The sequence below is a fragment of the Brevundimonas sp. genome (genome assembly GCF_041648615.1).
Taxonomy (GTDB): Bacteria; Pseudomonadota; Alphaproteobacteria; order Caulobacterales; family Caulobacteraceae; genus Brevundimonas.
Map to the genome: position 1 here is coordinate 1 of NZ_JBAZOS010000039.1, position 26,370 is coordinate 26,370.

Consider the following 26,370-nt stretch of genomic DNA (forward strand, 5'->3'; position numbering starts at 1 on the left):
GTCTGACCCCCTCCACCGCTGCGCGGTCCCCCTCCCCCATGAAGGGGGAGGAGACTCATGACCCCGGACACCATCTTCGCCCTCGCCACCCCGCCGGGCCGCGGCGCCATCGCCATTCTCCGCCTCTCCGGCCCGGCGACCGACGCCGCCCTGGCCGCCCTCGGGGCGGGCGGGCTCAAGCCCCGTCTCGCCTCCCTCCGCACCCTGACCCACGCCGGCCAGCCGATCGACCAGGCCCTGGTCCTGCGCTTCCCGGCGCCCCACAGCTACACGGGCGAGGACTGCGCCGAGCTCCATCTTCACGGCGGCCGCGCGGTGGTCGAGGCCGTCAGCCACGCCCTGATCGCCCTCGGCCTGCGCCCCGCCGAGCCCGGCGAGTTCACCCGCCGCGCCTTCGAGAACGGCCGCATGGACCTGGCCCAGGCCGAGGCGGTGGCCGACCTGATCGACGCCGAGACCACGGCCCAGGCCACCCAGGCCCTGGGCCAGCTCGACGGCGCCCTGTCGCGCACCTACGCCGGCTTCCGCCGCGACCTGCTCAAGGCCATGGCCCTGGTCGAGGCCGAGATCGATTTTCCCGACGAAGAGATCCCCGACAACCTCGCCCGGACCGCCGGGCCGGTCCTCGACGCCCTGATCGCCGATCTGCGCGCGGCCCTGGCCGACGCCCGCCGGGGCGAGCGGGTTCGCGAGGGCTATCGCATCGTCCTGATCGGCGAGACCAACGCCGGCAAGTCGTCGCTGTTCAACGCCCTGATCGCGCGCGAGGCCGCCATCGTCACCCCGATCGCCGGCACCACCCGCGACGTGCTGGACGCCGACGTGATCATCGGCGGCTACGCCGTGACCCTGTCGGACACCGCCGGCCTGCGGCTGTCCGAAGACGTCGTCGAGGCCGAGGGGGTTCGTCGCGCCCGCGCGCGGGCCGAGGCGGCGGAGTTGCGGCTCTGGGTCCGCGGCCCGGGCGACCCGCCGGGCGCCGCGGCCGACCATGCGCGGCCGGGCGATCTGGTGATCCTCAACAAGGCCGACCTCGGCGAGGCCGAACCCGTCGACGGTCTGGAGAGCCTCAAGGTCAGCACTGCGACGGGGCAGGGGCTGGAGGATCTGCACGACTGGATCGCCGCCCGCCTGGCCCGCGATCTGTCGGGCGCCGACTTTCCGGCGGTCACCCGCGAACGCCACCGCCGCCGGCTGGCCGAGGCTCTGGTCGACGTCGAGGCGGCGCGGACGGCGCTCGACCTCAGGCCGGAAATGGCCGGCGACGATCTTCGCCGGGCGGCGGAGACCCTGGGCCGGGTGACCGGGGCCATCGGGGTCGAAGACATTCTCGGCGAGGTGTTCTCGACCTTCTGCATCGGCAAATGAGCTGTTTCACGTGAAACCCGCGCTTGGCGCCGGTGGCGTTTCGGGCGCTTTTGTCCTATCTCCCCGGCCATGAACTCCTTCGACGTCATCGTCATCGGCGGCGGGCACGCCGGCTGCGAGGCCGCGGGCGCCTCGGCGCGCGCCGGGGCGAAGACCGTGCTGCTGACCCAGAAGCTCGAGACCATCGGCGAGATGTCGTGCAACCCGGCCATCGGCGGCCTGGGCAAGGGCCATCTGGTGCGCGAGATCGACGCCATGGACGGCGTCATGGGCCGGCTGGGTGATGTCTCCGGCATCCAGTTCCGCCTGCTCAACCGTTCCAAGGGCGCGGCGGTCCAGGGACCGCGCAGCCAGATCGACCGCCGCCTCTACCGCGAGGCCATGCAGGCCGAACTGGCGCAAACGCCGAACCTGACCCTGATGGCGGGCACGGCCGAAAGCCTGATCCTCGACGGCGGTCGCGTCGTCGGCGTGGTCACGGGCGAGGGGACCGAAGTCCGCGCCGGGGCGGTGGTCCTGACCACGGGCACCTTCCTGAACGGCGTCATCCACAAGGGCGACCAGCGCATCCCGGCCGGCCGCCACGGCGAGGCGCCCTCGACCGGCCTCGCCGCCGACCTGTACGGCGCGGGCCTGCAGATGGGCCGACTCAAGACCGGCACGCCGGCCCGCCTCGACGGCCGCACCATCGCCTGGGACCGCCTGGAGATGCAGCAGGCCGACGCCGAGCCCGTGCCGTTCAGCTTCCTGACCGACCGCATCGACGTGCCCCAGATCGCCTGCGGCGTGACCCATACGACCGGGGCCACCCACCGGATCATCGCCGACAACCTCGGCGACAGCGCCGTCTATGGCGGCCACCTGTCCGGCCGCGGCCCCCGCTACTGCCCCTCGATCGAGGACAAGGTGGTCCGGTTCGCCGACAAGACCTCGCACCAGATCTTTCTCGAGCCCGAGGGTCTCGACGACCCCACGGTCTATCCCAACGGCATCTCGACCTCGGTGTCCGACGCCACCCAGGCCGCCTTCCTGCGCACCATCCCGGGGCTGGAGGCGGTCGAGGTGTTCCGCTTCGGCTACGCCATCGAATACGATTATGTCGATCCGCGCGAGCTGACGCCGGCGCTCGAGGTCAAGAAGCGGCCCGGCCTGTATCTCGCCGGCCAGATCAACGGCACCACGGGCTATGAGGAGGCGGGGGCCCAGGGGCTGATCGCCGGTCTCAACGCCGCCCGCGCGGCCTCGGGCTCTGACCCGATCATCCTCGGCCGGGACCAGGCCTATATCGGGGTCATGATCGACGATCTGGTCACGCGCGGGGTGACCGAGCCCTACCGGATGTTCACCAGCCGGGCGGAGTACAGACTGACGCTCCGCGCCGACAACGCCGATCAACGGTTGACCCCGATCGCTGAGGCGGCCGGGATCGTCTCGTCGGGGCGGTCACAGGCTTTCGCGGCCAAATCCGCGCAGTTGACCGAGGCGGCGGCTGTTTCACGTGGAACGGTCTTCACGCCCAAGGAGGCGGGCGCGCTCGGGATTCACGTCAACGCCGACGGCCAGCGCCGCTCGATCCGCGACCTGCTGGCCTTCCCCGGTGTGACCCTGGAAACCTTCATCGCGGTCCGCCCCGAAATCGCCCGCTGGTCCCGGCAGGTTCGCGAACAGGTCGAAATCGACGCCGGCTACGCGGGCTATCTGGACCGCCAGGCGTCGGACGCCGAAGCCCTGCGGCGCGAGGAGGCCCTCGCCCTGCCGGTCGATCTCGACTACGCCGCCATCGGCAGCCTGTCGAACGAGGTCCGGGAGAAGTTGACCCTGGTCCAGCCACGCACCCTGGGCCAGGCGGGACGGATCGAGGGTATGACTCCGGGGGCTCTGACAGCGCTTCTGTCCCACGTGAAACGGGCGCGGGTGGCGGCATGACAGCCTTCCCGTCTCCTCCCCATGCAATGGGGAGGGGGACCCCGAAGGGGTGGAGGGGCCGCGGCCGCCAACCCCTCCGTCACGCCGCTGCGCGCCGCGCCACCTCCCCATGGAATGGGGAGGAGACGGTTCGATGACCCCCTCCGAATTCCAGGCCCTCATGAGCGCCACCCCGGCGCAGATGGCCGACCTCGACATCTTCATCGAGCGGCTGACCGAGACCAATGCGGTGATGAACCTCGTCGGACCCGACAGCCTGCCCGACGTCTGGAACCGGCATATCTGGGACTCGGCGCAGCTGCTGGGAATGGCGCCCGAGGCCCGCACCTGGGCCGACCTCGGGGCGGGGGCCGGCTTCCCCGGACTGGTCCTCGCCATCCTGCTGAAGGATCGGTCCGACAGCCATGTCTGGCTGATCGACAGTCTCGGGAAGCGCTGCCGTTTCCTGCAGGAGGCGGTGGACGGGCTGTCGTTGCGGGCCACGGTGATCAATGGCCGGGCCGAGGAACAGAGGGTCACCGTGGACGTCGTCACCGCCCGCGCCCTGGCGCCGATGGAGCGGCTTCTCGGCTATGCACAGCCTTATCTACAGCGCGGCGCACAGGGGCTGTTTCTCAAGGGGGAAAAGGCCGAGGCTGAGTTGATCGAAGCCCGCAAGGTCTGGCAGTTCGATAGCGACCTCTCCGTCTCGCGCAGTGACCCGCGCGGCCGTATCGTTTCCGTCCGGAGCCTTCGACGTGTCCATAACCGGTAAGACCCAAGGCCGGACGAGAGTCCTCGCGGTTTCCAACCAGAAGGGCGGCGTGGGCAAGACCACGACCGCCATCAACCTCGGGACCGCCCTGGCCGCCATCGGCGAAAAGGTGCTGATCGTCGACATGGACCCGCAGGGCAATGCCTCCACGGGTCTGGGTGTTCCACGTGAAACACGACGGGTGACCATCTATGACGTCATCGTCGACGGCCGCTCGGTCGACGAGTCCGCCGTCCCGACCAGCGTGCCCGGCCTTCACATCATTCCCGCCGACGCCGACATGTCGGGCGTGGAGATCGAGCTGAGCCAGGCCGACCGCCGCTCCTTCCGTCTGCGCGACGCGCTCGCGGGGCAGGGGGCGGAAGGGCAGACCCGGTATGACTACGTCCTGATCGACTGCCCGCCGTCGCTGAACCTGCTGACCCTCAACGCCATGGCCGCGGCGGACGCCGTGCTGGTGCCGCTGCAATGTGAATTCTTCGCGCTGGAGGGCCTGACCCAGCTGATGAAGACCATCGAGATGGTGCGGCAGAGCCTCAATCCCACGCTGGAGATCCAGGGTCTGGTCCTGACCATGTACGACCGGCGCAGCGCCCTGTCGGGTCAGGTCGCGGCCGACGTCCGGTCCCATTTCGGGGAGAAGGTCTATGAGGCCGTCATTCCCCGCAATGTGCGCGTGGCCGAAGCTCCGTCGTTCGGCAAGCCGGCCCTGATCTACGACCTGAAATGCGCCGGCAGTCAGGCCTATCTGCGTCTCGCCCGCGAAGTGGTGGCGCGTGAGAAGTCCCGTCGGCTTCAGGCCGCGTGACTATGAATAGAAGAACGGAATCAGTGTCTTGAGCGAACGTCAACGCGGCCCGCAACGGGGATTGGGGCGGGGTCTCTCCGCCCTTCTGGGAGAACAGGTGGCCGAGAGCGCCCCGGTCGACGGCGCCCCCGCGCCCGCGGGCGTCCGCATGGCCCCGATCGAGAGCCTGAAGCCCAATCCGGAACAGCCCCGCAAGATTTTCAACAACGACGACCTGGCCGAACTGTCGGGCTCGATCCGCGACAAGGGCGTTCTGCAGCCGATCCTGGTGCGGTCCCAGCCGGGCCAGGACGGCGTCTGGCAGATCATCGCCGGCGAACGCCGCTGGCGCGCCGCCCAGCTGGCGCGTCTGACCGAGGTGCCGATCGTGGTCCGTGAGATGGACGACGTCGAGGTGTTCGAGGTTGCGATCATCGAGAACGTCCAGCGCACCGACCTCAACCCGCTGGAGGAGGCCGACGCCTACCGGATGCTGATGGAGCGGTTCGGCCGCACCCAGGACGCCGTCGCCGGCGTGGTCGGCAAGAGCCGCAGCCACGTCGCCAACACCCTGCGCCTGCTTCAGCTCCCCGAAGAGGTGCTGTGGTTCGTGCGGCACGGCAAGATGAGCGCCGGCCACGCCCGCGCCCTGATCACGGCGCCGAACCCGGCGGTCCTGGCCCAGCGGATCGTCGACGAGGGGCTGAACGTCCGTCAGGCCGAAGCCCTGGCGCGACGCGCCGCTGAAGGCCCCGCGCCGGGCAGGACGCGCCCGAAGATCGCAGCGTCAGGCGAGGGCGCGGCCGATGTCGCGGCGCTGGAGCAGGATCTCGCCGACGCTCTCGGCCTGAAGGTCCAGCTGGTCGACAAGGGCGGCAAGGGCGAGATCACCATCCGCTACGGCACGCTGGAACAGCTGGACGACCTGTGCCGCCGGCTGATGCGCGGCTGACATGGCTGGTCCGGCCGACGGGATCATCGACCTCTACAGCCGCCGGGCCGACGACTGGGACGCCGACCGGGGACGGTCGCTGATCGAACGGCCTTGGCTCGACGCCTTCCTCGCCCAGGTCCCGGCCCATGGGCGGGTTCTCGACCTCGGATGCGGCTCGGGGGAGCCGATCGCCGGCTATCTGGTCCGTCAGGGGCGGCGCGTCACCGGCGTCGACGCCGCGCCGGGCCTGATCGACCTGTGCCGGGCCCGTTTTCCCGACCAGGACTGGCGGGTCGCGGACATGCGGGGGCTGGACCTCGGCCGCACCTTCGATGGCGTCATCGCCTGGCACAGCGCCTTCCACCTGACCCCCGGGGACCAGCGCGGCCTGTTTTCCGTCCATGCGCGCCATGTCGCGCCGGGCGGGGCGCTGATGTTCACCAGCGGCTCGACGGCGGACGAAAGCGTCGGGGAATGGCGCGGCGAGCCGCTGTACCACGCCAGCCTGTCGCCCGAGGCCTATCGGGCGGCGCTGGACGAGTCGGGATTCGATCTGATCGATCACCGGATTGATGATGCGGCCTGCGGCGGAGCCACGGTTTGGTTGTCGCGCCGCCGCGTGCGAGAATGACCCCATGACCGACAAGCCCAGCAATCCCACCGCCGAAGCCATGAAGCGCGCGCTCGCCGCCAAGAAGGCCGGCGGCGGCGCCACGCCTGCGGGCCTGCAGGGCGGCGAACGCGCCGAACAGAAGGCCCAGCAGGCGCGCAATCTGCAGCTCGCCAAGCCCGCCTTCCGCAAGGCCTCGAAGCGCGGCTAGTCAGCCGTCTCCTCCCCAACGCGTGGGGAGACCTTCCGCGGCGCGCCTTCGCGCCGTGACGGAGGGGGTGAGGCCGGTCTCGCCCGCCTGTCGTCCGTGTCTCCCGTTTCTTCCGATCCGTATTCGAATTCCTCGCGAAACCGTCGCTGAATTCTCCGGTCTTTTCGGGGGTGTTTCCGGGCCCTTCTAGAGCCCGAGTCGTCTCGCCCGGGCGGAGATTTCCAGCAGCAGACGTTCGGCGATCAGCTGGTCGGGCGAGCCCGTGGTCTTGGTGGCGATGTCGGCGGCGTTGACGCTGTCCAGCACCCGGTCGAGGTCCTCCAGCCGCCAGCTGCGCGCCTGACGCAGCATTTCGGCCTCCTGTTTCCAGAACACCCCCGCCGCCTTGGCCGCCTCCTTGGCGCCCGAGCCATTGGCCAGAAGCACATTGATACGGCGCAGGCGACCGAGGTGGATCGAGGCCTGTCTCACCGCCATGACAGGCGATTCTCCTTCCGCCAGGGCGCGGCGAAGACCGGACTGGGCCGGGGCGGGGCGACCCCCGAAGGCCTGCAGCGCCGCGTCCTGCAGCGAGGCGTCGGCCTCGACCCCGAGGTGTTGTTCCAGCTCGGCCACATCGATGGTCTTGCCCGAGCCGGGGCCGATATAGAGGGCCAGCCGCTCGATCTCCTGCCGCATCAGCCCACGCTCGCGCGGCAGACGGCTGACGAACCGGTCGAGCGCGTCGCCCGTCAGCCCCACCTTGTCGGCGGCCAGGGCCTCGCGCGTCATCCGCGCCACATCGCCCGTCTCATCCTCATAACAGGCGATGCCGACCGCGCCCGAAGCCCCTTCGGCGGCCTTTCGCAAGGCCGAGTCCCGACCCAGCGCTCCGGCCTCGATGACCAGCATGGCGTCGGGGTTGTAGGCGCCCTCGGCGTGCGCCTTGAGCGCGGCGGCCAGCATCTTGTCGATCGAGGCCTTCTCGGATCCCAGCCGCACCCGGACCAGACGGCGGCCGCCGATCATGCTGAGGGCGGTGAGGGCCTCTTCCAGCCGCGCCTCGTCGCCGTCGATGTCGCTGTCGGTCAGGACGGTGACGTTGAAGGGGTCGTTCAGATCCGGCGTGATCGCCTTGCACAGAATCCCCGCCCGTTCCGCGACGCCGGAGCGGTCCTTGCCGTGGATCACGGCGGCGCGGACGCCACGGTCGGGCGACGAGAGGAAGCGGTCGACCTCGGGCCGTTTGGCGAGGATCATCGGGCGACCCTCAAGGCCGGGCCGAAAGCGCCCGCAGAATGTCCAGCCGGATCAGGCGCGCCAGTTCGGCGGCGGCGCGTTCCTCACCGTCCTGCTGGGCGGCGATGGCGGCGTAGGGCTGGTCGGCGGCGGCATAGGTGGTGGTGACGGTCTCGACGCCCGCGACAGCCTCGCCGCCGCCGACCGGGGTGAGGGTCCACGCCCCCCGGACGGTCAACTCGTAGCGGGTGGCGGTGTCGTCGATGCGGCGGCCCAGGGGCAGGCGGGACTGTTCAATGGTGGCCCGAAGTCGCCACAGCGGCTCCTGCGAGCCGTCTCGGCCCAGGGCGTCCTCCAGCTGTTCGCGGACGCGATAGCCGAGGCGGTCGTCCTGGGTCGTCACGGCGATCCGCGACAGCGACGGGCCCGCGCCGGCGTCGCCATACAGGGGCGTGAAGCCGCAGGCGGACAGTCCCACAACAGAGACAAGGGCGAGGGCGAGGCGACGCATCAGCCGACCACCAGATTGACGATGCGATCCTTGACCACCACGATCTTCCTCACCGTCTGACCCTCCAGCCGCGCCTGCACATCGGCGTCGGCCATCACGATGGCCTCGACCTCGGCCGGCTCCAGCCCGCGGGCGACGCGGATCTCGCCGCGGCGCTTGCCGTTGACCTGGATCGGCAGAACCACCTCGTCATCGGCCGCCAGGGCCGGATCAAAGTCCGGCCAGGCGGCGTCCAGCACCATCCCCTGTTCGCCGAGGCGCGTCCAGCACTCCTCGGCCAGGTGGGGGGTGAAGGGGGCGATCAGCCGGGTCAGGGCCGACAGGGCCTCGCGCCGCGCCGCGCCGCCCGCCTTCGGCGTATCGCGGATGGTGGCGATGAAGCCGTACAGCTTGGCGATGGCCGAGTTGAAACGGAAGGCCGCGACGCCTTCCGACACCGCCTTGATGGCCTTGTGCGTTTCCCGGATCAGGGCCGCGTCCGCCCCGGGGTCGCCGGCGGCGGCGGGATCGAACCCGTCCACCTCGGCCCACACGCGCTGGACGAAGCGGCCGGCGCCTTCGACGCCGCCCGGGGTCCACTGTACATCGCGCTCGGGCGGACTGTCGGACAGGACGAACAGGCGCCCGGCGTCGACGCCATAGCCCTCCACGATCTCCTGGGGAGCGACGACGTTCTTCTTCGACTTGGACATCTTCTCGATGTCGCCGATGATCAGGGTCTCGCCGGTCGACAGCTGGCGGGCCGAGCGTTTGCCCGCTTCGTTGGTCAGTTCGACGTCGGTCGGCTCGACCCAGGCGCCGTCGGCGCGGCGGTAGGTCTCATGGACCACCATCCCCTGGGTGAACAGGCCGGCGAATGGTTCGCGCACCGACATCAGGCCGGCGTCGGAGAGGGCGCGGGAGATGAAGCGGGCGTAGAGCAGGTGCAGGACGGCGTGTTCGACGCCGCCGATATACTGATCGACCGGCAGCCATTTGTCGGCGGCCGCCTTGGAGATCGGCTCGGACGCCGTCGGGTCGGTGAAGCGGGCGAAATACCAGCTGGAGTCGACGAAGGTGTCGAGGGTGTCGGTCTCGCGCACCGCCTCGCCGCCGCATGAGGGGCAGGAGACGTGCTTCCAGGTCGGATGTCGGTCCAGCGGGTTGCCGGGCGTGTCAAAGGTCACGTCCCTGGGCAGTTCGACGGGCAGCTGGTCGGCCGGAACGCCGACCGGGCCGCATTTGGCGCAATGGATCACAGGGATGGGACATCCCCAGTACCGCTGGCGGCTCACGCCCCAGTCGCGCAGGCGATAGATGGTCGCGCCCTGGCCCTGTCCGGCGGCCTCGATGCGGGCGATGGCCGCCGCCTTGGCCGGTTCGATCTCCATCCCGTCCATGAAGTCCGAGCGGAACAGCCGACCGGGACCGACGTAAGCTTCTGTTCCGACTTCGAAATCGTCGCCGGCGCCGTCAGGTCTCACGACCGGGATTACGGGCAGGGCGTATTTGCGGGCGAAGTCCAGATCGCGCTGGTCATGGGCCGGGCAGCCGAAGATGGCGCCCGTGCCGTATTCCGACAGGATGAAATTGGCGATCCAGACGGAGACCTCGCGGCCGTCGAACGGATGGATGACCTTGAGCCCCGTGTCGAAGCCGATCTTCTCGGCCTGTTCGATCTCGGCCTGGGTCGAGCCGCCCTTGCGGCACGCGGCGACGAAGGCGGCCGCGGCGGGATCGGTTTCGGCGAGGGCGCGGGCGACCGGATGGTCGGGGGCCACGCCCATGAAGCTGGCGCCGAACAGGGTGTCGGGGCGGGTGGTGTAGATCTCCAGACCGTCCGGCGTGACGGCGGGCGCGTCACCGGCCCATTTCCACGTCATCTGCAGGCCCTTCGACCGGCCGATCCAGTTCTCCTGCATCAGGCGGACCTTGTCGGGCCAGCGGCCTTCCAGCTCCTTCAGCCCCTCGATCAGGTCGTCGGCGTAATCGGTGATGCGCAGGAACCACTGGTTCAGCTTGCGCTTCTCGACCACCGCGCCCGAGCGCCAGCCGCGGCCGTCGACGACCTGTTCATTGGCCAGGACGGTGTTGTCGACCGGGTCCCAGTTGACGACCGAGTCCTTGCGATAGACCAGGCCGCGCCTGAACAGCTCCAGGAACCAGGCCTGCTGCTTGCCGTAGTAGGCCGGGTCGCAGGTGGCGAACTCGCGCGACCAGTCCAGCGACAGGCCCAGGAGTTTCAGCTGGTCGCGCATGGCGGCGATGTTGGACCAGGTCCAGTCGCCCGGGTGAATGCCGCGCTCGATGGCGGCGTTCTCGGCCGGCAGGCCGAAGGCGTCCCAGCCCATGGGGTGCAGCACGTCGAACCCCTGCGCCCGCTTCGACCGCGCCACCACGTCGCCCATGACATAGTTGCGGGCATGGCCCATGTGGATGGCCCCCGACGGATAGGGGAACATCTCCAGCACATAGTATTTCGGCTTGCCGGTCCCCTCGGTCGGGGTGCGGAAGGCGTCTGCGGCCGCCCAGCGGGCCTGCTGGCGGGGTTCGGCGGTCTTGGGCTCGTATCGGGCCACGGGAATCCTTCAGGGTCGCTCCTGAAGGCGGGGCCAGAAGGAGGCGGTGGGGGTCGGGGAGGGTTAGCCGGCGTTCTGGAGGTTGAGCTGGCGCGCCTTGGTCAGGATGGCGTTTTCCAGGTCGGTCTCGGTCTGGGCCGCCACGCGGGCGCCGACCCACTGGCCCGTCGCGTCACGGACTTCCTTGGTCACCGTCACGTTCAGGGCGTCGGCGCGCAGACGGGTGTCGAGGATGAAGACCGTGGCCTTGAAGCGCTCGTTCGGGTTGGCCGGGTCGGTGTACCAGTCGTAGTTGATGACCCCGCCCCAGGGATCGGCGTTGGCCAAGGGCATGAAGGCCATGGTGTCGAGGGTGGCGCGCCACAGGAAGGCGTTGACGCCGATGCCGGCCTGGGCCGCGGCCGCGGACCGTGCGGGCGTGGCGCCGCCGCCGAACACGTCGCCCACGGTGGGTCCGAACGGACGGTCGGACGAGCAACCGCTCAGCAGAACGCCCGAGGCGAGGAGGGCGAACGTCGCACCGCGAACCAGCACCATCGAGAAACTCCATTCGATCGAGACGTGTCGCGGACCCGTTCCGCGCACGCGCTGGCCGCCCGAACATGGGTCGCGCCGAAGCGAGGCTCTATAACACGGCGAAAAGGGGCGATGACAAGGCGAAGACGCGCGGGCGCCGCCTGATCGTCTCCGGCGGGCCCGAGGATGGCGGGTTTCACCGCCTCGGCACGCCAGGCGCGCCGAACCCGACCTGGCGTTTCGGGCGCGGGGGTGGGGCCGCACTCGCGCAATGCAGGTGTTTTGGGCCGTGACGCTCGCGCCACAGGAGTCCCGAGAGTCGACGGGAACCCCGCGACAGCGGCGCCGTTTCGTTGACCGGGCTGACCAGCGGTGTCTATTTGCTGGGAGTGATCACGACGGGACCCCCGTCGTGGCGTGAAGGGCAGGACATGCGCAGCAAAAGCGCCGTCATCGCTGGAATGGCCGCGGGGATTGCACTCCTCGTTGTGGCCGATGTGGCGTCGGCTCAGACCGCCGCCCGTACGCGCGCGCCCGCCGTCTCCCTGACCGAGGCCCAGTCCGCCCGCGCCGCCGCCGGCCCGTCGCGGCTGCGTTTCACCGAGCGCGGCCGCTGGGGTCTGGACCTGAACCTGAGCCAGCCGGAAACGCGAGACAGCAATGTCGGCGACGTCGAGGCCGGGGCCTATTACCGCGTCAATCCGCGCCTGCGCGTCGGCGCCGCCGCCGGCCTGGCCGAAACCAACACCGATCCGGCGACAGCGCCTACGGAACGTCGATCTGCGCCGCGCTTCCGGCTGGAATCGATCTTCCGCTTCTGATCAGGCGCTGAACGCCGCCTGGATCGCCGACACCCCCGCCAGACCGCACGCGCCCGAGCCGATGAGGTCGCGCGCGGTCTTCGCATCGATTCCTCCGAGGGCGTAGACCGGACACGCCGCCGCGGCGGCCAGGGCCTGAAACGCCGCCAAACCCAGAGGCGGCGTCGCCGACGAAGCGCCGCCCGCCGCGAAGACCGGCGACAGGACCCGGGCGTGCAGGTGGGGGGCGTCAAGCGCGGAACCGGCGTGGGCCGCGCCGGTGATCAGCCAGTCCGGGTAAGCTTCCGACAGTGTCCGGGCCTGATCCAGGGCGCGTTCAGGCAGGTGCAGGCCGTCCGCGCCGACAGCCTCGGCCAGATCGGCGTCCAGACCGATCAGCAGCTGAACGCCCACCGCCGCCGTCACTTCGCGCAGCCGCAGGGCGGTGTCCCGCGCCTCCGCCTGACCGAAAGGACGGAACACCACGGCCGTCCCGGCGGGCAACCGCCCCGCGGTCTCCCACGGGCGAGGCGTACGGGCGGGGTCGGTGAAGAACAGCAGCGGCGGGAGGTCCCGCGACGTCGGCGCCCGGCTGACTTTGGCGGCGTCGCGTGCGAGGACACGGGCGACGTCCCACAGGGTTTCAGCGTCCGAGCGGTTCATGGCTTCCTCATCCCCCGATCACGCCGGTGCGTCCAGCGTCGCGGACCGCCTTCAGGGCGTGGGTCGGCGTATCGCCCAAGCCTGTCGCGCCGCCGGACGCGCGCCGGACGGCGTCGTTCTGACCGCCGTGACCAAGACCCGGCCGCCCGAGGCGATCGACGCCATACTGGCGGCGGGCCAGCGTGTGTTCGGTGAAAACCGGGTGCAGGAGGCGCAGGCGCGCTGGGCGGATCGCCGCCTGGCCATTCCCGATCTGGAACTCCGCCTGATCGGGCCGCTGCAGACCAACAAGGCCCGGGACGCCGTCGCCCTGTTCGACGTCATCGAGACCCTGGACCGGCCCCGGCTGGCCGAAGCGCTGGCCGCCGCCGCCGCCAAGCTCGGCGAGCGGCCGCGGGTGCTGATCCAGGTCAATACCGGGGCCGAGCCGCAGAAGGCGGGAGTTCTGCCGGCCGACGCTGACGCCCTGATCGCCCGCGCCCGGTCGCTGGACCTGAACCTGGAGGGATTGATGTGCATTCCTCCGGCGGATCAGGCGCCGGACGCGCATTTCGCCCTGCTGGGTCAAATCGCCCGCCGCAATGACCTGAGGGCCCTTTCCATGGGCATGAGCGGCGATTACGAGACCGCCATCCGCTTCGGCGCGACCCATGTTCGCGTCGGTTCGGCGCTGTTCGGGGAACGAAACACCCCGCAAACACCCTCTATGGACTGAAAACCGCTCCGCTTGCGGTCCGACCCTTGGCGGAACCGCCGACGCTCGCCATTCTGGTACCCATGCCCACGCCCAAGACCATATTGATCATCGACGACGACGACGACCTGCGCGAGGCGCTGGCCGAACAGCTGGCCCTGCACGAGGCCTTCCGGCCGGTTCAGGCCTCGACCGCCGCCGAGGGCGTCCGCATGGGCCGCGAGGTGCGGGCCGACCTGATCCTGCTGGACGTGGACCTGCCGGATATGGACGGCCGCGAGGCCTGCCGCCTGCTGCGCAAGGACGGGGTTTCGACCCCGATCATCATGTTGACCGGCCAGTCCTCGGATTCCGACACCGTGCTGGGACTGGAGTCGGGGGCCAACGACTATGTCACAAAGCCCTTCCGGTTCGCCGTCCTGCTGGCCCGCATCCGGGCCCATCTGCGCAGCCACGAACAGTCGGAGGACGCCGTCTTCCGCATCGGCCCCTATGAGTTCCGGCCCGCCGCCAAGATCCTGGTCGACGACAAGGCGCGCAAGGTCCGGCTGACCGAGAAGGAAACCAACATCCTCAAGTACCTCTATCGCGCCGGGGCCAAGGCCGTGTCGCGCGAGGAGTTGCTGACCGAGGTCTGGGGCTACAACGCCGGGGTCACGACCCATACGCTGGAAACCCACATCTACCGCCTGCGCCAGAAGATCGAGCCCGAGCCCGGCCAGGCGCGCCTTCTGCTGACCGATGCGGGCGGATACCGGCTGCAGCCCTGATCAGCCGGGGCGCCATTCGCTGAGACGGACGCCTGCAGCGTCCTCGAAGGCGATCCTGTCCACGGCCGCGCCGATGACGCAGGCTGGTGGCTCGTCCGCCCATATGACGCGGCAGCGGATCACCCGGCCGTCAGCCCAGGCCGTCAGTCGGCCTTCAATGACCAGACGATAGCCGTCGGCCGGGGCGGGCGCGCCGTCCTGACCGCGCACCCTATATGAGAAGTCCCCCGACCCGGCCCGACCCAGCCGGGAGGCGCCTTCCGCCCGCAACATTGCCAGCCCCACCCGCGGACCGATCTTCGCCACCCGCTCGTCCGTCATGGGAAGGCCAGGGGCCGGACAGCCTTCGCCCATCATCCACGGGTGGGGGATCCACACGCCCTCCACGCCGTCGAACCCGGCAGGTGGAGACCCGCTCGGGTCGCCGTCGCTCCAGTCCGCGGGGGAGAGGGAGAGGCGTAAATTTCCTCGATCCGCCGCCCGCGACCAGCGCGCGACGCCGTCACGAACCGGGTCCAGACCCGGTGGCGGCGCGTCCTCGCCGAGGCAGCCGAATGCGATCTTCAATCTGAATTGGCGTCCGCCGAGCCCGGATGGGCCGGTTCGGGCGACCCCGCCGGCCGCGTCCGAGGCGGCGGCGGCGACGGCCGAGAGCAACTCCGCCCGGGCCAGAACCGGCGGCGACGAGGCCGGCTCCTGGCCAACAGACGGTGCGGTCTCCGGGTCCGCGCCGGGGGCGACGGTCGGCGCGGGCCGTTCGCATGCGGCGAGACTGACGGCGGCGCCGATGACGCCCAGCATCGCCTGTCCAATGTTTCGCGCCATGGAACCGTCCGCTCCTTCGATCCGCTACCCCTAACTCAAGCGCGGAGGAGCAGGGAGGGTTCATGACGTTCGATCAGATTGCCGCCCTCGCGGTTCTGGCCGGTGTCGTCTCCGCCCTGATCCATGGCAAGCTGCGGGCCGACGTCGTGGCTCTGACCGGGGCCGCGGTGCTGTTGATGCTAGGCGTCGTCCGGCCGGTGGAGGTCCAGGGCGCCTTCGCCAGTCCGGCGGTGATCGCCCTGGCCGGCCTGTTCGTCATCGCCTACGCCATCGAACTGTCCGGCCTCCTCGCCTTCCTGATCCGCCGGGCGACGGCGCTGACCCGGCGGCTGGGCTCCCGGGGAATCTGGCTGGTGATCGCCCTGTGCGGCTCGGTTGGCGGTTTCCTGAACAACACGCCGGTGGTGGTTCTGGCCGCGCCGGTGGTGCGCGACATGGCCCTGTCGCTCAACCTGTCGCCCAAGCGGTTTCTGATGCCGCTGAGCTATATTGTGGTGATGGGCGGGACGCTGACCCTGATCGGCACCTCCACCAACCTGCTGGTCAACGACATGGCGACCAACGCCGGACAGCCCGTCTTCGGCCTGTTCGACATCACGGGCGTAGGCCTGGCCATCGGCCTGGCCGGCGCCGCGTACCTGTATCTGATCGGCGCCCGACAGCTCGACCGCGTGTCGAGCGCGGAAGAGGCCGACATGGCCGAGGCCCAGGCCGAGCGGGACCGCCGCGCCGCCCTGACCGCGATCGCCCGCCCGCGCCGGCGCTGGTTCGGCCTGCCGGCGATCGGCGAGGCGCGAAGCCAGCCGGACGGGTCAGGCGACGCCGTCCTGGGCGACGTCGCCCTGTACGAGAGCGCCAAGGAGCGGCCGCTGGAACCGAAGCGCGCCTTGGCCTCCATCGGGGTATTCGTGGCGGTGATCGTGGTCTCGGTGCTCGGATGGGCGCCGATCGCGGCCAGCGCCTTCGCCGGCGCCGTCGTGCTGATCCTGATCCGGGTGATCAGCGCCGACGAAGCCTATGCCGGCCTGCGGCCCGAAATCCTGCTGTTGATCGCTGGCATGGTGGTGGTGGGCACGGCCATCGAGGTCACGGGACTGGCGGAAGCCGGCGCCGCCGCCCTGATCGGCGTGGTCGAGCCCCTCGGGCCCATGGGGGCCCTGATCATCTTCTACGGCGTCACCCTGTTCGCCACCGAACTGCTGTCCAACGCCACCGTCGCCGTGCTGATCACCCCGATCGCCGTGGCCCTGGCCGAGAGCTTCGGGGTCGATCCCCGGCCTTTCCTGGTCTGCGTCATGATGGCCGCCTCGGCCGCCTTCGCCACGCCGTTCGGCTATCAGACCAATGTGCTGGTCTTCCAGATGGGCAACTACAGCTACATGGATTTCGTGCGGGTGGGCGTGCCGCTGAACCTGATCACCTGGGCGGCGGCCATGGTCGCCATTCCGGTCTTCTTCCCCTTCTAGACGTCCAGATCGACCGTGACCGGGGCGTGGTCGCTGGGCTGGGTCCATTCGCGCACCGCGTCATGGATGCGCGCCGTGCCGGCCGCCACCGCCGGGGTCAGGCCGGGCGAGGTCCAGAGGTGGTCGAGGCGCAGGCCGCGGTTGGACTTGCGGAAGTCGGCGGCGCGATAGCTCCACCAGCTGGCCAGCTTCTGCGGTTCGGGGAACTGGTCGCGGACGACATCGGCGAACCCGCCCGCGGCCTGAAGCCGGCGCAGGGTCTCCACCTCCAGCGGGGTGTGGCTGACGATCTTCGACATATAGCGGTGGTTCCAGACGTCGTTCTCGCCCGGGGCGATGTTGAAATCCCCCGCCAGCACCAGCGGCCGCTGCTTGTCGCGGCCCGCCATCTCGGCGGTCAGACGCTCGTAGAAGTCCATCTTGTGATCGAATTTCGGGTTCACCGCCCGGTCCGGCGTGTCGCCGCCGGCGGGGATGTAGAAATTCTGGATCTCGACGCCCTCGACCATGGCCGAGACGCAGCGGGCGTGCCCCTCGCGGCAGACGTCCAATTTCGGAGCCTCGCCGATCGGTTTGCGGCTGGCGATGGCGACCCCGTGCCAGCCCTTCTGGCCGCCGATCTTCAGATGGGGCATGCCCATGGCCTCGAAGGCCCCCCGGGGAAACTGGTCCTCGAGGCATTTGATCTCCTGCAGGCACAGGACGTCGGTTCCGCTCTCCTCGACGAAGCGCGCGACCTGGTCGATGCGCAGGCGGACGGAGTTGATGTTCCAGGTGGCGATGCGAAGCATGGTGAAGGCTCTAGCAGCCAGACGCGTCCCGTACACCGCGCTCAAGCAGCGAGCCGCCGCGCGGCGAGCGATAGCGCCCCAGGCGACTTCGTCGCCCCACAAAAAAGCGCCCGGTCAGGAGACCGGGCGCTGGAAGGTTCGTCTCTCGCCGCCGGGAAGGGGATGAAATCCGTAGCGGTCCGGTCGGCTCCCGCCGACCTGTGGCGAAAGTGCCACGGGCGGCGAAAAAAGTCAAACGCGGTTTCGCCTGCTGCGGGAATCAGTTCCGGCGCGGACGGCGGGTCGGGTCGCTGAGCTGGAACAGGCTGGCGGCCAGGCCGGGCGCCGGCTGCAGGGTGGTCAGCTGGGTGCGGGTGCGGCCGCCTTGCGCGTCGGTGATGGTCCACTCGTGCAGACGCAGGGGGCTGCCGGCGAAGGACAGGATGACCGAGCCGTCGTTGGGCCGGCGGTTGTCGCGGGCGGTGATGGCGAAGGCGCCCGAGGCCATGCGGGTGACGCGGTCGATGCGCACGCCCTGATCCAGACGCACGGTCCGCGCGAGGAAGGTCGACAGCGGCGTGGAGCCCAGCGGCACCTGACGGAAGACGTTCAGGCGCGGGTCGTAGCGTTTGACGTTCGAGCCGTCCGACACGACCAGCAGGCCGGCCGGCGCGGTGTATTCGAAGCGCATCTTGCCCGGGCGTTGAATCCAGAAGCGGCCTTCACGGCGCTGGGCGCCCGAGGTCTCGACGAAATTGCCCTGGGCCGAGGTCATGTTCTGCAGATAGGCCTGGGCCTGGGCCACGACGGCGCGGTCCTCGGCCGAAAGGCCGGTCTGGGCGGCGGCCGGCAGGGCGGCGAACGCCGTGATGGCGGCGGTTCCGAAAGCAAAGGCGCGGCGTGAGACGGTCATAGAGGGTCTTCTCCCGTTCGGGATGGTTGTCGATCATGCCGTCATGCGGACTGCGAAAGGCGCGGGCATGGCCCGAGCCTGACCATATTCCGGCGGCGGAATGAAGCGCCGTTCATCGCCGCGGGTTCCGAAAACCGGAAAAGCGCTCAAGCAGCGAGCCGCCGCGCGGCGAGCGGTAGCGCGCCTACGCCATGGGCGGCGGTCCCGCCAGGATGTCGCGCTTGCCGGCGTGGTTGGCCTGGCTGACGACGCCCTCCTGCTCCATCCGCTCGATCAGGGAGGCGGCGCGGTTGTAGCCGATCTGCAGGCGTCGCTGGATGTAGCTGGTCGAGGCCTTGCGGTCGCGGGTGACCACGGCCACGGCGCGGTCATAGAGGTCGTCGCCCGACCCCCCGCCGCCCTCGTCGTCGAAGGCCGCGTCGCCGTCGCCGTCCGGATCGTCGGTGATCAGGTCGAGGTAGTCGGGCTCGGCCTGGCCGCGCAGGTGTTTGCAGACCTCGTCGACCTCCTGGTCGGTCACGAACGGCCCGTGCAGGCGGGTGATGCGGCCGCCGCCGGCCATGTAGAGCATGTCGCCCTGGCCCAGCAGCTGCTCGCCGCCCTGTTCGCCGAGGATCGTGCGGCTGTCGATCTTGGAGGTGACCTGGAAGGAGATCCGGGTCGGGAAGTTCGCCTTGATGGTGCCGGTGATGACATCGACCGAGGGACGCTGGGTGGCCATGATCAGATGGATGCCGGCGGCGCGGGCCATCTGGGCCAGACGCTGCACCGCCCCCTCCACATCCTTGCCCGCGACCAGCATCAGGTCGGCCATCTCGTCCATGACGACGACCAGGAAGGGCAGGGGTTCGGGGCGGATTTTCTCGGATTCATAGACCGGGCGACCCTGGTCGTCGAAGCCGGTCTGGACGGTGCGTTCGAAATGCTCGCCCTTGGCCACGGCCTCGCGGGCGCGCTCGTTGTACGAGGCGATGTTGCGCACGCCGAGCTTGGACATGCGCCGATAGCGGTCCTCCATCTCGCGAACGGTCCATTTCAGCGCGACGACCGCCTTCTTCGGATCGGTGACGACGGGGGCCAGCAGGTGCGGGATGCCGTCATAGACCGACAGCTCCAGCATCTTGGGGTCGATCATGATGAAGCGGCACTCGGCCGGCGTCATCCGGTAGAGGATCGACAGGATCATGGCGTTGACCCCGACCGACTTGCCCGAGCCGGTGGTGCCGGCGATCAGCAGGTGGGGCATGCGCGCCAGATCGGCCACATAGGGCTCGCCGCCGATGGTCTCGCCGAGGGCGAGGGGCAGCAGGTGGGCCGGCTTGTCGTATTCGGTCGAGGCCAGCAGGTCGCGCAGATAGACGGTCTCGCGTTTGGCGTTGGGCAGTTCGATGCCGATGGCGTTGCGACCGGGCACGACGCTGATGCGGCAGGCGCGGGCCGACATGGAGCGGGCGATGTCGTCCGACAGGGCCACGACGCGGCCGTGCTTGACCCCCGGCGCGGGCACCAGTTCGTACAGGGTGACCACGGGGCCGGGACGGATCTGGTCGATGACGCCGCGCACGCCGAACTCCTGCAGCACGCCTTCCAGCATCTTGGCGTTCTGCTTCAGCGCCTCCTCATCGACCGAGGCGACGCGTTTGGCGGGCTTGGTCAGCATCGACAGCGGCGGCAGTTCGAATCCGCCTGAAGGGCGGGCGAAGTCGAAGGCGACCTGGCTGTCGTCGAGTTCGCGCTTCGAGGCCCTGGGCGCCTTGGCGGCGGCGACCTTCGGCTCGGGCGCCTCGCGGGCGGGGACCGGGGCGTTCCACGGCGGATCCGCCGGGGCGTCCAGGCCGATCGTGGGATAGTCGTCGGGCTCGGGCGCCGGGCGTGGTCGGGGCGGGGCCTTGGCCGCGGCCGGGCGGGCTCTGGCGGGTGCGGGCGCGGCGGTCCGGCGGCGTCCCGCCCAGTGCAGGGCGTCGCCGACGTCCGCCAGTCTCAGACCGATGGCGTAGCCGACCGCCCACAGGGCCATGGGGAAGAAGAGGACGCCGGCGATGATCGGGGCGCCGGGGATGCGCAGGGCTGTGCAGGCCATGCGGATCAGGCCGACGATGGCGTCGCCCCACAGGCCGCCGAGACCCGCGGCCAGCGGCCAGGCCGCCGGCGGGGCGAGGGCCGAGAGGGCGGCGGACAGGGCCAGCACCCCGCCCGCGGCCGACAGGGTCTTCAGCGCTGTGGGCTTGAGGCGTTGCTGGATGACGTCGCCGATGGCCGAGGCGAGGCCGAAGGCGATCAGCAGCAGGACGGCGGGAAAGGCCGCCAGCCCCAGCGACTGCATGAACAGGTCGGCGAACAGGGCGCCGTTCAGGCCCAGCCAGTTGGTCGGGGCCGCGCCCGAGGCGGCGTTCAGGCTGGGGTCGGCCGGATTCCACGAGATCAGGGCGACCAGCAGCAGGGCGGCCAGCAGGGCCTGGAGCACGCCGCGGAATTTGATCGCGATGGGCGCGCCCCAGACGATGCGGGCGCTCTCGAAGGCGCGATGGCCGATGGCGAGGGCGGCGGACATGCGGCGGGGAACTCCGGACGGGTCGAACAGACCCGCTGTTGTCACCCGGGCAGGGTTAAGGGGTCATTTACCAGCGGCCCCGGCGCCCGGGTTCACACGATCACCGCGGCCACAGGCCTGCGGGGCGCGAAGGGCAGGACGGGCCCCCGGCCGAAGCGCAGCACAAGGTCCGGCCGCAGTCCGGCTTCACCGGCAAGGTCGGCGAGCGCCGGCCTCAGCCCGGCGACCTCGACCGGCTGGTTGACGAAGGCGCAGCGGAGATCCAGCGCCGTGGCCGCCAGCATGAACCGCTGGCAGGCCCGGCCCACCGTCATCCAGTGCGCCGGGTCCGCGCGTTCCGCCAGAAACACCGCCAGACCGGACGAGGAATCGATCTGACGGGCGTATTTCTCGTTCTCGGCCGCCGCGGCGAAGAAGCGGTCGAAGGCGATCCCGCCGAGGCCGGCGGGCAGGATCGGGCTGCCGCTGGCGGCCGAGTACAGGCCGTCGCCGGTCCGCATGGCGTCGCCCGGATTGAACCGCAGCCAGCGCTTCAGCTCGGCCATGAAGGCGGGATCGGTCATCTGCGCCTCATTGCCGGCGACGACGAGGTCCCGCGCCTGGTCGATGCGCGGCCGATCGGTCAGCAGCACCAGCCGCACCCCGGGCGTGTCCGTCGCCCGCCGCAGGGTCTCGAGGTCGCTGTTCGGCACGGGCCGGCCGTCATACAGCGTCCGGCTGCACCGGCGCGCCGGGATGGCGGCGAACAGCGGATCGGTCCGCGCGGATCCGCGGTCGAAGACATAGCGTGCCCCGGCGTCGTCGATCGACAGCGCCCCGGGCCGTCCCGTCGCGGTCGCGGCGATCCGCAGGTTTTCCGCCGCGCAGCCGAGGCTGACGAAGAGATGGTGATCGTCCGGATCGACCACGGGCGTGCGCCGCGAGAGGTCGGGCAGGATGTCGATCGTCTCGCCCTTGATGCGGAAGCGCCAGGGCTGGGTGTTGTGGCCGTTCGCGGCGAGGGTCGCGTAACGGATCAGATCGGCCATCGCCGGATCGGGCGGCATGGCCGCGCGCAGCCGGTCCGAATAGCGGTCGTAGTCGGCGACAGACCCGACCGAGGCGCGCCATCCCGCGACACCGGCGCCGCCCGCCACGGCCAGCGCTCCGGCGCCCAGAAGCAGATTCCGTCTGTTCATGGCCGACCTCCATCCTGAGCCATAGCGCCGCAGTCGCGAGAGGGCTTTGACCTCGCTCAATCGCGGCGCGACAAGGAGGAATGGCCGATACAGAACACTATGACCTCATCGTCGCCGGCGCCGGGCTGGTGGGGGCGACATTCGGGCTGGCCGCCGCCCAGGGCGGGCTGAAGGTCGTGCTGGTCGATCCCCAGCCCTTCTCCCTGCAGTTGGCGCCGGCGTTCGACGGCCGGTCGACGGCCATCGCCTTCTCGACCTTCCGCATGCTGGACGCCCTCGGCGTGGGCGAGGGGCTGCGGCCGCACGCCTGCCGGATGGACCGGATCCTGGTCACCGACGGGCGCCGTCCGGGGGCGGCGTCGCGGCCGGCCGGTTCCGCCTTCCTGCGGTTCGACGCCGACGAGATCGGCGACCGCACCGACGGCGAGCCGCTCGGCTACATGGTCGAGAACCGGCGCATCCGGATGGCGCTGGCCCAGGCGGTCGTCGCGGCGGGACTCGAGATCAGGGCTCCCGCCGCCGTCGCCGGGGTCGAGAGCGGGCCCGGTCTGGCGACGGTGACCCTGGCCGACGGCTCCCGGCTTCAGGCCCCGCTCGTGGTCGGCGCCGAGGGGCGTGGCTCAGCGGTGAGACAGGCTGCGGGCATTGAAACCGTCGGCTGGGGCTATGGCCAGAGCGGGGTGGTGGCGACCGTGTCCCTGGGGCGGGACCACGGCAATGTCGCCCATGAGTATTTCCTGCCCTCGGGCCCGTTCGCCATCCTGCCGCTGACGGAACAGCGCGCCAGTCTGGTCTGGACCGAGACGACGCGCCGGGCCGAGGCCCTGAAGGCCGCGTCCGACGCCGCCTTCCAGTCGCATCTGATGCGGCGGTTCGGCGACTTCCTCGAGGATGTGACGGTGGTCGGCCCGCGCTTCGTCTATCCGTTGTCGCTGCAGCTGGCCGAGGCCCTGACCGCGCCGCGCATCGCCCTGATCGGCGACGCCGCCCACGGGGTGCATCCGGTCGCGGGCCAGGGGCTGAACATGGGGCTGAAGGACGCCGCCGCCCTGGCCGAGGTGCTGATCGAGGCCATGCGGCTGGGCGAGGACATCGGCTCGGACACGGTGCTGGACCGCTACGCCCGCTGGCGGCGGTTCGACAATGCGGCGCTGGCGGCGGGGTTCGACGCCTTCGTGCGGCTGTTCTCGAATGATCTTGCGCCGGTGCGGCTGGCGCGGGGTCTGGGCATCGCCGCCGTCAACCGCATCGCCCCCCTGCGCCGCGCCTTCATGCACGAGGCCGGCGGCGCGACGGGGGATTTGCCGCGGCTGCTCCGGGGCGAGGCGGTCTAGTCCAGCGTGCGCGCCTCTTCCGGCAGCATGATCGGCACGCCGTCGCGGATCGGATAGGCCAGTTTGGCGCCCTTCGACACCAGCTCCTGGCGCTCGCGGTCATAGGTCAGCTTGCCGCGCGTGACGGGACAGACCAGCACCTCCAGCAGGCGCGGATCGACCGAGGCGGGGGTGTGGAAGGTGTCGGACATGGGGGGAAGATACAGGGATGAGGGATGAGGGTCGAGGGATGAGGAAGAAGGCTCCTGGCTGTAGCAGCGGCCTCATCCCTCGACCCTCATCCCTCATCCCTCATCCCTTACTGCATCACCGGCGTTTCGCCCTCGCCGTCGCTGGCGGCGTCGATGGTCAGCAGCGCCGTCAGGACGGTCGAACGGTCGGTCAGGCTGACGGCTTCCAGCAGCGCCTGTTTCTCGGGCGGTTCGAACGGCAGGGCCATCGACAGGCTGTTGATCAGGGCCTCGGGCGGGGCGGTCTCGGCCGTGTCCCAGTCGATGTCGAGGCCGCGCATCTCGAGATAGGCGCGCAGGGCGTCCAGCAGGCGGTCGCGGTCGACGCCGATGTCGTCCTCCGGCGGGGCGCTGAGGTCGTCCTCGAACGGGGTGAAATCGGCGCGAATCTGGCGATAGGGGGTCTGCGCCGGCAGCTCGCTGGCCAGACGGAAGCGGGCGCAGCCGGTCAGGGTGATCAGATAGCGGCCGTCCGAGGTCTCGGCGAAGCTGGTGATCCGGCCGGCGCATCCGATCGGCGAAAGTCCGGGCAGGCGGGGCGAGCCGGACTGGGGCTGAAGCATGCCGATGATCCGGTCGCCGGCCATGGCGTCGTCGATCATGTTCAGATAGCGCGGTTCGAAGATGTTCAGCGGCAGCTGGCCGCGCGGCAGCAGGATGGCGCCCGGCAACGGGAACACAGGGATGACCTGCGGCAGGTCGGCGGCTTTGACATATCCCTGCGCCACCCGCGCCTCCTATGCGAACAGGATGGAGGACAGGCGGCGGCGACCGTCCCGTGCGATGTCGGAGGCCGCGCCGGCGGCGTCGAAGACGACCAGCAACTGCTTGCGGGCGGCCTGGTCGTTCCACTCCCGGTCGGCGGCGACGATGGCCAGCAGGCTGTCGACCGCGCCCGTCAGGTCGCCGGCGGCGGCCTGGGCCAGCGACAGGTCGTAGCGGGCCTGATGATCGGCCGGATCGGCGGCGACGCGGGCTTCCAGCTCGGTCGCCGCCCCGGTCGGGGCGGCGGAGGCGAGGGCCAGCTGGGCGCGCACGCTCTGGACCGTCGGCTCCTTCGAGTCCTGCGGGGCCATGGCGATGGTCTGGCGGGCCTGGTCCGTATCGCCGTCGGCCAGATAAACCCGCGCCATGCCGGCGATGGCCTTCTGATTGTCCGGCTCCAGCGTCAGCAACTGGGCGAAGGCCTGGGCCGCGCCGCCCAGGTCGTTCAGCGACAGGGACTCCTCGCCGAGGGACAGGAGCTGTTCGATGTCGGAGCTGGCGCTCTCGCCGCCGGTCAGCTTGTCGATGAAGGCCTTCAGCTGACTGTCGGGCACGGCGCCCTGGAAGCCGTCGACCGGTTGGCCATTGACGAAGGCGTAGACGGTCGGGATCGACTGGACGCGCAGCTGGCCCGCATAGGCCGGGTTCTTGTCGACGTCGATCTTGACCAGTTTCACCGCCCCGCCGGCGGCGCGCACGGCTTTTTCGATCATCGGCGTCAGGGTCCGGCACGGCCCGCACCAGGTCGCCCAGAAGTCGACCAGAACGGGCTGGATCTTCGAGGCCTCGATGACGTCGGCCATGAAGCCGGCGTCGGAGCCCTCCTTGATCAGGTCGTCGGGCAGGGCGGTGGGGTCGGCGAGGCTCATGGTCGTCCTTCGGGGGTCGGTCCTGTGGTCGGAAAGGCGTAACGCGGCAGTCGCCAGATGGTCGCGGCGACCCTTCGTCTCAAGGGCAAAGAATCAGGAAGGATCGCCGCCGGCGCCGGCGGGGCTCAGCTTCCAGCGGATCTTGGTCTCGGAATCAGTGCGGGCCGAGCCGCGCACGACGATCTGCAGCGATCGCCGGGTCAGGCCCTCGTCGATATGGACGGACGGCTCGATGGCCACGTCGGGCCCGTCGGTGCGGAACCACCAGCCCCGGCCCGAATGGCCGCGCAGCAGGATGGAGCGGCGGTCGCGGGCCAGCGAGGCCTGGACGCCCGGTTCCAGCTGGAAGCGCACGGCATAGGGGGCGGCGATGGCGCGAACCACCTCCTTCTGCCCCGGCGCGGGGTGCAGCCGCTCCTCGGCGCGCAGTTCGTCGAGGCGCTGGTCCAGATACAGGCGGCGCTGGTGCAGCAGGCCGTAGTCATGCACCCAGCCGTCGTGCTCGACCTCCAGCCAGACCGCACCCTCGCCGTCGCGCTGATCGACCGTGACGTGCAGCGGCCGGCCGACCAGACGGTGGCCCAGCAACTCGCCGCGCCAGCCGCCCAGGGGTTCGCCGGTCGAACCGTCGCCGAGAGTCAGGGTCGAGTGGCCGGGGGCGAGACGCAGGCCCTGGCGATCGGCGGCGCGCGGAGTCCAGCCGCAGCCGGTGACGATCCGGTCCTTGCCGCAGACGATCTCCAGCGCCATCGGCTGGGCGCAGGCCGCGCCCGACCACGCGCCGCGCGCGGGGGCGGCGATATCCGTGGCCACCGTCAGCAGCGGACTGCGGATGCGGGCGACGCCGGCGACCGTCCCGCTGGCGGCGTCCGTGTGGGCGTCGTCATGGGCGCGCGCCGCGGCGACCCGGGCGATGGTGGAGGGCCCCCCGCCCTGCAGGGTGGTCAGCCGACCGTCCGGCAGGGTCTGAAGGCGCAAGGCGTGGGTCAGGCGCTGGATCGCGACGCGGACCGGTTCGGGCGTGGCTTCCGAGACCTGCGGCAGGGCGTCGTCCAGCGTCAGAAGGTCGAGCAGCAGTTCCAGCCCGGCTTCCGGGCTGCGGCTGGCGTGGCCGCCGTCGGGGCCGACGGTGCGGTCCAGCGCCCCGGG

At 70.4% G+C, this 26,370-nt stretch carries 26 protein-coding genes; 12 read left to right on the forward strand and 14 right to left on the reverse strand.

What is annotated here, in order from left to right; translation table 11 throughout:
* Window positions 1-57 precede the first annotated feature (57 nt).
* From mnmE to WC555_RS13015, 7 genes are all read left to right on the forward strand, one after another.
* A complete protein-coding gene (gene mnmE, locus WC555_RS12985; RefSeq protein WP_373254163.1) occupies window positions 58-1,368 on the forward strand; it encodes a tRNA uridine-5-carboxymethylaminomethyl(34) synthesis GTPase MnmE in 1,311 nt (436 codons plus the stop codon).
* Window positions 1,369-1,437: 69 nt separating this feature from the next.
* Window positions 1,438-3,294, forward strand: coding sequence for a tRNA uridine-5-carboxymethylaminomethyl(34) synthesis enzyme MnmG (mnmG, locus tag WC555_RS12990; protein ID WP_373254165.1), 1,857 nt, complete (start codon window positions 1,438-1,440; stop codon window positions 3,292-3,294).
* A gap of 133 nt (window positions 3,295-3,427) precedes the next feature.
* Window positions 3,428-4,048 carry a 16S rRNA (guanine(527)-N(7))-methyltransferase RsmG gene (rsmG, locus tag WC555_RS12995; RefSeq protein WP_373254167.1) on the forward strand — a complete coding sequence of 207 codons (621 nt, stop codon included), beginning with the start codon at window positions 3,428-3,430 and terminating at the stop codon, window positions 4,046-4,048.
* Window positions 4,038-4,856, forward strand: coding sequence for a ParA family protein (locus WC555_RS13000; protein ID WP_373254207.1), 819 nt, complete (start codon window positions 4,038-4,040; stop codon window positions 4,854-4,856). The genes rsmG and WC555_RS13000 overlap by 11 nt, the downstream gene beginning before the upstream one ends.
* Before the next feature lie 85 nt (window positions 4,857-4,941).
* Window positions 4,942-5,787, forward strand: a complete 846-nt coding sequence (locus WC555_RS13005; RefSeq protein WP_373254209.1) for a ParB/RepB/Spo0J family partition protein — start codon at window positions 4,942-4,944, stop codon at window positions 5,785-5,787.
* Window position 5,788: 1 nt separating this feature from the next.
* The gene (locus tag WC555_RS13010; RefSeq protein ID WP_373254169.1) at window positions 5,789-6,400 is read left to right on the forward strand and encodes a methyltransferase domain-containing protein; all 612 of its coding nucleotides are present in this window, start codon (window positions 5,789-5,791) and stop codon (window positions 6,398-6,400) included.
* A 4-nt stretch (window positions 6,401-6,404) separates the two neighbouring features.
* Window positions 6,405-6,590 (forward strand): hypothetical protein, encoded by a 186-nt coding sequence (locus tag WC555_RS13015; protein ID WP_300470359.1) that lies wholly within the window; start codon window positions 6,405-6,407, stop codon window positions 6,588-6,590.
* 186 nt (window positions 6,591-6,776) lie between these two features.
* Here the strand turns inward: WC555_RS13015 and holA are convergent, their stop codons facing one another.
* From holA to WC555_RS13035, 4 genes are all read right to left on the reverse strand, one after another.
* Window positions 6,777-7,829, reverse strand: a complete 1,053-nt coding sequence (gene holA / locus WC555_RS13020) for a DNA polymerase III subunit delta (protein WP_373254171.1) — start codon at window positions 7,827-7,829, stop codon at window positions 6,777-6,779.
* A gap of 10 nt (window positions 7,830-7,839) precedes the next feature.
* Window positions 7,840-8,319: an LPS assembly lipoprotein LptE gene (gene lptE / locus WC555_RS13025; protein WP_373254173.1), complete on the reverse strand. Its 480-nt coding sequence runs from the start codon at window positions 8,317-8,319 to the stop codon at window positions 7,840-7,842.
* Window positions 8,319-10,877: a leucine--tRNA ligase gene (gene leuS, locus WC555_RS13030; RefSeq protein ID WP_373254175.1), complete on the reverse strand. Its 2,559-nt coding sequence runs from the start codon at window positions 10,875-10,877 to the stop codon at window positions 8,319-8,321. The genes lptE and leuS overlap by 1 nt, the downstream gene beginning before the upstream one ends.
* Window positions 10,878-10,940: 63 nt before the next feature.
* Window positions 10,941-11,414 carry a DUF3576 domain-containing protein gene (locus tag WC555_RS13035; RefSeq protein WP_373254177.1) on the reverse strand — a complete coding sequence of 158 codons (474 nt, stop codon included), beginning with the start codon at window positions 11,412-11,414 and terminating at the stop codon, window positions 10,941-10,943.
* Window positions 11,415-11,824: 410 nt separating this feature from the next.
* Between WC555_RS13035 and WC555_RS13040 the strand changes: the two genes are divergently transcribed.
* Window positions 11,825-12,214 (forward strand): NtrZ family periplasmic regulatory protein, encoded by a 390-nt coding sequence (locus tag WC555_RS13040; protein ID WP_373254179.1) that lies wholly within the window; start codon window positions 11,825-11,827, stop codon window positions 12,212-12,214.
* On the opposite strand, the gene WC555_RS13045 is transcribed toward WC555_RS13040, so the two are convergent.
* Complete coding sequence (locus tag WC555_RS13045; protein ID WP_373254181.1) at window positions 12,215-12,856, reverse strand: thiamine phosphate synthase; 642 nt, start codon at window positions 12,854-12,856, stop codon at window positions 12,215-12,217. It abuts the gene before it with no gap.
* Between WC555_RS13045 and WC555_RS13050 the strand changes: the two genes are divergently transcribed.
* Window positions 12,855-13,571 (forward strand): YggS family pyridoxal phosphate-dependent enzyme, encoded by a 717-nt coding sequence (locus WC555_RS13050; RefSeq protein WP_373254183.1) that lies wholly within the window; start codon window positions 12,855-12,857, stop codon window positions 13,569-13,571. The genes WC555_RS13045 and WC555_RS13050 overlap by 2 nt on opposite strands.
* A 62-nt stretch (window positions 13,572-13,633) precedes the next feature.
* Window positions 13,634-14,320 carry a response regulator transcription factor gene (locus WC555_RS13055; protein WP_373254185.1) on the forward strand — a complete coding sequence of 229 codons (687 nt, stop codon included), beginning with the start codon at window positions 13,634-13,636 and terminating at the stop codon, window positions 14,318-14,320.
* Here WC555_RS13055 and WC555_RS13060 read toward each other — a convergent pair whose 3' ends face one another.
* Window positions 14,321-15,145, reverse strand: coding sequence for a hypothetical protein (locus tag WC555_RS13060; RefSeq protein WP_373254187.1), 825 nt, complete (start codon window positions 15,143-15,145; stop codon window positions 14,321-14,323). It abuts the gene before it with no gap.
* A 62-nt stretch (window positions 15,146-15,207) separates the two neighbouring features.
* On the opposite strand from WC555_RS13060, the gene WC555_RS13065 reads away from it, so the two are divergent.
* Window positions 15,208-16,611 carry an SLC13 family permease gene (locus tag WC555_RS13065; protein ID WP_373254189.1) on the forward strand — a complete coding sequence of 468 codons (1,404 nt, stop codon included), beginning with the start codon at window positions 15,208-15,210 and terminating at the stop codon, window positions 16,609-16,611.
* Here the strand turns inward: WC555_RS13065 and WC555_RS13070 are convergent.
* The 4 genes from WC555_RS13070 to WC555_RS13085 all read right to left on the reverse strand — a co-directional run bounded on the left by WC555_RS13070 (window position 16,608) and on the right by WC555_RS13085 (window position 22,023).
* Window positions 16,608-17,402, reverse strand: coding sequence for an exodeoxyribonuclease III (locus tag WC555_RS13070; RefSeq protein WP_373254191.1), 795 nt, complete (start codon window positions 17,400-17,402; stop codon window positions 16,608-16,610). The two genes, WC555_RS13065 and WC555_RS13070, sit on opposite strands and share 4 nt — an antisense overlap.
* 259 nt (window positions 17,403-17,661) lie before the next feature.
* Window positions 17,662-18,294: an outer membrane lipoprotein carrier protein LolA gene (locus WC555_RS13075; RefSeq protein ID WP_373254193.1), complete on the reverse strand. Its 633-nt coding sequence runs from the start codon at window positions 18,292-18,294 to the stop codon at window positions 17,662-17,664.
* Window positions 18,295-18,478: 184 nt separating this feature from the next.
* On the reverse strand, window positions 18,479-20,845 hold the full coding sequence (locus WC555_RS13080) for a DNA translocase FtsK 4TM domain-containing protein (RefSeq protein WP_373254195.1): 2,367 nt from the start codon (window positions 20,843-20,845) through the stop codon (window positions 18,479-18,481).
* 92 nt (window positions 20,846-20,937) lie between these two features.
* Window positions 20,938-22,023 carry a Tat pathway signal protein gene (locus WC555_RS13085; protein ID WP_373254197.1) on the reverse strand — a complete coding sequence of 362 codons (1,086 nt, stop codon included), beginning with the start codon at window positions 22,021-22,023 and terminating at the stop codon, window positions 20,938-20,940.
* 80 nt (window positions 22,024-22,103) lie between these two features.
* On the opposite strand from WC555_RS13085, the gene WC555_RS13090 reads away from it, so the two are divergent.
* Complete coding sequence (locus WC555_RS13090) at window positions 22,104-23,357, forward strand: UbiH/UbiF/VisC/COQ6 family ubiquinone biosynthesis hydroxylase (RefSeq protein WP_373254199.1); 1,254 nt, start codon at window positions 22,104-22,106, stop codon at window positions 23,355-23,357.
* Here WC555_RS13090 and WC555_RS13095 read toward each other — a convergent pair.
* The 4 genes from WC555_RS13095 to WC555_RS13110 all read right to left on the reverse strand — a co-directional run.
* The gene (locus WC555_RS13095) at window positions 23,354-23,548 is read right to left on the reverse strand and encodes a Trm112 family protein (protein WP_055831844.1); all 195 of its coding nucleotides are present in this window, start codon (window positions 23,546-23,548) and stop codon (window positions 23,354-23,356) included. The genes WC555_RS13090 and WC555_RS13095 overlap by 4 nt on opposite strands.
* A gap of 107 nt (window positions 23,549-23,655) precedes the next feature.
* On the reverse strand, window positions 23,656-24,315 hold the full coding sequence (locus WC555_RS13100) for an LON peptidase substrate-binding domain-containing protein (RefSeq protein WP_373254201.1): 660 nt from the start codon (window positions 24,313-24,315) through the stop codon (window positions 23,656-23,658).
* Window positions 24,316-24,324: 9 nt separating this feature from the next.
* On the reverse strand, window positions 24,325-25,221 hold the full coding sequence (gene trxA / locus WC555_RS13105; RefSeq protein WP_373254203.1) for a thioredoxin: 897 nt from the start codon (window positions 25,219-25,221) through the stop codon (window positions 24,325-24,327).
* A gap of 93 nt (window positions 25,222-25,314) precedes the next feature.
* Window positions 25,315-26,370 (reverse strand): heparinase II/III family protein (locus tag WC555_RS13110; protein ID WP_373254205.1); only part of this gene is annotated, 1,056 nt, incomplete at its 5' end.

What these genes read in the sequence shown, in the direction of transcription:
- WC555_RS13060 (WP_373254187.1), bottom strand. Translation starts at nt 15,145, where the DNA reads ATGGCGCGAAACATTGGACAGGCGATGCTGGGCGTCATCGGCGCCGCC.
- WC555_RS13085 (WP_373254197.1), bottom strand. Translation starts at nt 22,023, where the DNA reads ATGAACAGACGGAATCTGCTTCTGGGCGCCGGAGCGCTGGCCGTGGCG.
- WC555_RS13050 (WP_373254183.1), top strand. Translation starts at nt 12,855, where the DNA reads ATGGCTTCCTCATCCCCCGATCACGCCGGTGCGTCCAGCGTCGCGGAC.
- WC555_RS13035 (WP_373254177.1), bottom strand. Translation starts at nt 11,414, where the DNA reads ATGGTGCTGGTTCGCGGTGCGACGTTCGCCCTCCTCGCCTCGGGCGTT.
- WC555_RS13065 (WP_373254189.1), top strand. Translation starts at nt 15,208, where the DNA reads ATGACGTTCGATCAGATTGCCGCCCTCGCGGTTCTGGCCGGTGTCGTC.
- WC555_RS13015 (WP_300470359.1), top strand. Translation starts at nt 6,405, where the DNA reads ATGACCGACAAGCCCAGCAATCCCACCGCCGAAGCCATGAAGCGCGCG.
- mnmE (WP_373254163.1), top strand. Translation starts at nt 58, where the DNA reads ATGACCCCGGACACCATCTTCGCCCTCGCCACCCCGCCGGGCCGCGGC.
- holA (WP_373254171.1), bottom strand. Translation starts at nt 7,829, where the DNA reads ATGATCCTCGCCAAACGGCCCGAGGTCGACCGCTTCCTCTCGTCGCCC.
- trxA (WP_373254203.1), bottom strand. Translation starts at nt 25,221, where the DNA reads ATGAGCCTCGCCGACCCCACCGCCCTGCCCGACGACCTGATCAAGGAG.
- WC555_RS13040 (WP_373254179.1), top strand. Translation starts at nt 11,825, where the DNA reads ATGCGCAGCAAAAGCGCCGTCATCGCTGGAATGGCCGCGGGGATTGCA.
- WC555_RS13095 (WP_055831844.1), bottom strand. Translation starts at nt 23,548, where the DNA reads ATGTCCGACACCTTCCACACCCCCGCCTCGGTCGATCCGCGCCTGCTG.
- WC555_RS13075 (WP_373254193.1), bottom strand. Translation starts at nt 18,294, where the DNA reads ATGACCGTCTCACGCCGCGCCTTTGCTTTCGGAACCGCCGCCATCACG.
- WC555_RS13055 (WP_373254185.1), top strand. Translation starts at nt 13,634, where the DNA reads ATGCCCACGCCCAAGACCATATTGATCATCGACGACGACGACGACCTG.
- WC555_RS13070 (WP_373254191.1), bottom strand. Translation starts at nt 17,402, where the DNA reads ATGCTTCGCATCGCCACCTGGAACATCAACTCCGTCCGCCTGCGCATC.
- mnmG (WP_373254165.1), top strand. Translation starts at nt 1,438, where the DNA reads ATGAACTCCTTCGACGTCATCGTCATCGGCGGCGGGCACGCCGGCTGC.
- WC555_RS13090 (WP_373254199.1), top strand. Translation starts at nt 22,104, where the DNA reads ATGGCCGATACAGAACACTATGACCTCATCGTCGCCGGCGCCGGGCTG.
- rsmG (WP_373254167.1), top strand. Translation starts at nt 3,428, where the DNA reads ATGACCCCCTCCGAATTCCAGGCCCTCATGAGCGCCACCCCGGCGCAG.
- WC555_RS13045 (WP_373254181.1), bottom strand. Translation starts at nt 12,856, where the DNA reads ATGAACCGCTCGGACGCTGAAACCCTGTGGGACGTCGCCCGTGTCCTC.
- WC555_RS13080 (WP_373254195.1), bottom strand. Translation starts at nt 20,845, where the DNA reads ATGTCCGCCGCCCTCGCCATCGGCCATCGCGCCTTCGAGAGCGCCCGC.
- lptE (WP_373254173.1), bottom strand. Translation starts at nt 8,319, where the DNA reads ATGCGTCGCCTCGCCCTCGCCCTTGTCTCTGTTGTGGGACTGTCCGCC.
- WC555_RS13010 (WP_373254169.1), top strand. Translation starts at nt 5,789, where the DNA reads ATGGCTGGTCCGGCCGACGGGATCATCGACCTCTACAGCCGCCGGGCC.